Annotated in this window: 4 protein-coding genes; 3 read left to right on the top strand and 1 reads right to left on the bottom strand. The window is 77.7% G+C overall.

Annotated elements, in window-relative coordinates; genetic code table 11:
* Positions 1 to 240: 240 nt before the first annotated feature.
* The 3 genes from EIO00_RS24915 to EIO00_RS23770 all read left to right on the top strand — a co-directional run bounded on the left by EIO00_RS24915 (position 241) and on the right by EIO00_RS23770 (position 3,148).
* Positions 241 to 828: a DUF5998 family protein gene (locus EIO00_RS24915; protein ID WP_140182648.1), complete on the top strand. Its 588-nt coding sequence runs from the start codon at positions 241 to 243 to the stop codon at positions 826 to 828.
* A gap of 164 nt (positions 829 to 992) precedes the next feature.
* Positions 993 to 2,117, top strand: a complete 1,125-nt coding sequence (locus EIO00_RS23775; RefSeq protein ID WP_241661562.1) for an alkaline phosphatase family protein — start codon at positions 993 to 995, stop codon at positions 2,115 to 2,117.
* A gap of 200 nt (positions 2,118 to 2,317) precedes the next feature.
* Positions 2,318 to 3,148, top strand: a complete 831-nt coding sequence (locus EIO00_RS23770) for a sulfurtransferase (protein ID WP_140182646.1) — start codon at positions 2,318 to 2,320, stop codon at positions 3,146 to 3,148.
* Positions 3,149 to 3,182: 34 nt separating this feature from the next.
* Here EIO00_RS23770 and EIO00_RS23765 read toward each other — a convergent pair.
* Positions 3,183 to 4,277, bottom strand: a 1,095-nt coding sequence (locus EIO00_RS23765; protein WP_140182644.1) for a CHAT domain-containing protein, incomplete at its 5' end; no start/stop codon positions are given.

Below are 4,277 nucleotides of genomic sequence, written 5' to 3'. Positions count from 1 at the left end.
CGGCGGCGGCTGCGGGGGAGGGACCGGCGGCTCGGGCCGCGGGATGGGCGGACGCGGCCCCGGCGGCTCGGGCGGCGGGGGCGGCGGCACGGGAGGCGGCCCCGGCGTCGAGACGACGGCGGCCGCGGGGAGGGTCACAGGGGTGGTCATGCCCCTGGTCGTACCCGCCGGAGGTCAGATGACCGCCGATACCGGGCGCGGCATGTGCGTGGACTTCGGGAACAGGGCAGGATGGACCCCATGAGGGACACCCGAGCGACGGCTCACGGGTTGCGCACCGCCATCGAGCGCAGCGGCTATTATCCGGCACTCGTCGCGGATGCGGTGGAATCTGCGCTGGGCAACGAACCGGTGCTGGCCTACGTGGTGCACCACGAGGCCACGTTCGACCCGGCCATGGAGGTGCGGCGGCATGTGACCGTGCTGGTCCTGTCGCCCACCCGGCTGCTGGTGTGCCACACCGACGAGCATCCGCCCGGCGAGGGAGTGCCGCAGGCCCATGCGTCGACCACCACCGAGGCGGTCCGGCTGGACCGGATCCAGTCCGTCGCGGTGACGCGGGTGGTGCCCGACCCCGCCTCGTACGTGCCGGGGGTTCCGCCCTCCGAAGTGGTGCTGACCATCGGGTGGGGGGCCATCGCCCACGTCGACCTGGAGCCCGCCACCTGCGGGGACGAGTCCTGCGAGGCCGATCACGGCTACACCGGCAACGTGACCGCCGACGACATGTCGCTGCGGGTGAGCGAGGCCGCGGACGGTCCCGACGCGGTCGTGCAGGTGCTCGACTTCGCCCAGGCCCTCTCCGAGGCCACCGCCGCCGCCGGCTGACCCGGCGGCCCCCGACGGCGACCGCCCCGCGCCCGCGGAGGTCCACGGGAGCCCGCGGGGCCTGCGCAGCGGCCCCGGAGAAGACGGTCCCGCGACGAGGAGGGGACGGCACGGGCCGCCCGGGGATACCGTGGTTCCGGCGTGTCGGGCGAAGGGGAGGTCACGTGGGGTTCGAGCTGGACGGTGCGCAACTGCCGCGGTACGGCGCCGGGGCGCTGGCCGATCTGACCCCCTCGGTGCTGGCGGCGCTCGGGGTCCCCGGAGGCCGCAACGTCTTGGACCTTCCGGAGAGCCGCCGGGTGTGCGTGCTGCTCATCGACGGGCTCGGCTGGGAACAGCTGCGCGAGCACGCCGACTGCGCCCCGTTCCTCGCCTCCCTGCCCGGCCGGGAGCTGACCGCCGGGTTCCCCGCGACCACGGCCACCAGCCTGGCCTCCCTCGGCACGGGACTGCCGCCGGGCGGGCACGGCCTGATGCACCTCCAGGTGGCGGTGCCCGGGACCGGGAGGCTGATCAACTGCCTGCGGTGGGACGACTCGGTGGACCCCGAGGAGTTCCAGGCGGCGCCCACCGGCTATGAACGGGCCGCGGCGGCGGGAGTGCACGTGGCGTACGTGGCCCACGGCGCGTACCGCGGCAGCGGCCTCACCCGGGCGACCGCGCGCGGCGCCGCCTACGAGCCCGCCGACAGCCTGGGACAGCTGGTCGCCCGGGCCGAACAGGAGCTCGGCAAGGGCGACCGGTCGTTCGTCACCGTCTACCACCCCGACCTGGACTCCACCGGGCACCGGCACGGCGTCGGCTCGCCCGCCTGGCGCTACCAGCTCTCCTTCGCCGACCAGCTCGCCCGGCACATCGCGGAGGTCCTTCCGTCCGGCGCCGCCCTCTACATCACCGCCGACCACGGCATGACCAACCCCGCCGACCGGGTGGACGCCGACGCGGTGGAGGCGCTGCAGGAGGGCGTGGCGCATCTCGGCGGGGACGCCCGGTCGCGATACGTCTACGCGGTGCCGGGGGCCGAGGCGGACGTGCTGGCGGCCTGGCGCGAGACGCTGGGCGACCGCGCCTGGGTGCGCACCCGGGAGGAGGCGGTGGCCGCCGGCTGGTTCGGGGCGGTGTCGCCGGAGCTGCTGCCGCGCATCGGCGACGTGGTGGCCGTCGCCCGCGGCGACCTGGCGATCGTGGCGTCCGAACGGGAGCCGTTCCTGGCGCAGATGATCGGCATGCACGGCTCCCTGGTCCCCGCGGAGATGCTCATCCCGCTGCTCACCGTCCGCCGCGACTGACCCCCTCCGCCGGGCGCGCGACCTCTCCCGGGAGCCGCCGGCGATCCCGNCCGCCGGGCGCGCGACCTCTCCCGGGAGCCGCCGGCGATCCCGCCCGGCCGCGGCCGCCCCGCCGGGAACGGGCCTGAAGACCCCTGGGGAGACCGAGGCGCCGGTCCCCGCCTCGCCGCGCCCGTCCGACCCGGTTACGCTCGGCCGACATGACGACGCTCATCGAGGTCGAGGAGCTGGCCGCGCTGCTGGAGGCGCCCGAGCCGCCGGTGCTGCTGGACGTCCGCTGGCGGCTGGCCGGACCGCCCGGGATCGAGGACTACCGCGCAGGACACCTGCCGGGCGCGGTCTTCGTGGACCTGGACCGCGACCTGTCCGGCCCGCCCGGCCCGGCGGGCCGCCACCCGCTGCCCGATGCGGAGGCCTTCCAGCAGGCGATGCGCGCCGCCGGGGTGTCGGCGGACCGGCAGGTCGTGGTCTACGACGACGCGGACTCCACCGCCGCCGCACGGGCCTGGTGGGTGCTGCGCTACTTCGGGCATCCGCGGGTGCGGGTGCTCAACGGCGGCTACCGCGCCTGGGTCGCGGCGGGCCGCCCGGTCACCGACCGGCCGGCGACCCCCGAACCGGGGGACTTCACCGCGCGCCCCGGCGCGCTGCCCGTGCTCGACGCCGCGGGGGCCGCCGCCGTCGCCGAGCGCGGCGTGCTGCTGGACGCCCGGGCCGCCGAACGCTACCGCGGCGAGGTCGAGCCCATCGACCCGGTCGCCGGCCACATCCCCGGCGCGGTCAGCGCCCCCACCACCGGCAACGTCGGCCCCGACGGCCGTTTCCTGCCGCCCGAGCGGCTGCGGGAGCGCTTCGCCAGCCTCGGCGTCGACCGGGCCGTCGAGGTCGGCGCCTACTGCGGGTCCGGGGTGACCGCCGCCCACCAGGTGCTGGCGCTGGAGCTCGCCGGCTTCCCCGCCGCCCTGTACGTCGGCTCCTGGTCCAACTGGGTGGCCGACCCCGCCAACCCCGTGGCGACCGGCGAGGAGTGACCGCCGCGCGCCGGCCCCGGCTCCCGCGGACCGCTCAGCCCGCCCCGAAGCACACAAAGCCCAGGGCGCCCGCCGGGCGGGGGAGACGGGCCAACGCCCGGGCGGGGGACAGGCCGGCGCGCAGACCCGCATGGAGCCCCGTCATGAACGCCCGGGCGTCCTCGTCCCGCACCGGTGCGACGCTGGCGATCACGGCGGCGGTGCCCAGGCCCAGCAGCACCCCGACCATGCCGAGCGTCCCGTCGCCGCCGCCGGTCCGACCGGTGTCGCAGGCCGACAGCACCACCACGTGCGGGGGCGCCGCCAGCTCCTCCAGGTCGTAGGCCATCAGCGGGCCGTCGGCCAGCCGCAGGTGCGAGAACAGCGCGTTGTCCTCCCGGAACTCGCCGTGCGCCGCCACATGGGCCAGCGCCGCCCCCTGCAGCGCCCGGCGGACCGCCTCGGCCGTGGCCGCCGGGCCGCGCAGGAGCAGGGCCCGCGGATAGGCGTCCGCCAGTTCGAGGACCTCGGCCTCGGCGTGCGGCAGGTCCGGTCCGGCCGCCAGCACCACGCGGCCGCCCGAGGGCGCGGCGGCGACGGCGCGCAGCCATGCCGTCGCCGAGGGGACGAGGGCGAACGCCCGGCCCGCCAGCGGCGGCAAGGCCGCCCACGGCAGGCCGTGCAGCGTCCCCGTCGGGGCGATCACCAGCTCCCGGCCCTCCACCGCCCGCCACAGCCCCGTCGGCAGCCGGTCCGCCGCCCGGGCCGCGGCGTCCCGCAGCGCGGCGTCGTCCTCGCCGAGCCGGACCAGCCGCCGCACCGCGTACCGCACCAGCGCCGCGTCCCGCGCCGCCTCCTGATAGGGGCCGATCTCCCAGCGGCGGCATCGCCCGCCGGAGACGGTGACCGCGTGCAGCTCGTCGCCGACCCGGACCAGCTCGATCAACGCCCGCGCCCCCAGCGCCTCGATCACCTCCGCGGCGCCGGCGGCCGGCGTCGGCCCGCCGCCGGAGGGGGAACGCCGGGCCAAGGCGCTCACCTCCGCCTCCAGCCGGGCCAGCCGCCGCCCGAGACGGGCGGTGGCCTCGCCGCGCGCGGCCGCGGCGGCGTGCTCGGCCGCCGCCGTCCGCAGTCGCAGCAGCGCCGCCGC

The sequence above is a fragment of the Thermomonospora catenispora genome, assembly GCF_006363815.1.
Lineage (GTDB): Bacteria > Actinomycetota > Actinomycetes > Streptosporangiales > Streptosporangiaceae > Thermomonospora > Thermomonospora catenispora.
The sequence above is the reverse complement of the archived record's forward strand: the minus strand, read 5'-3'. Positions and strand labels throughout refer to the sequence as shown.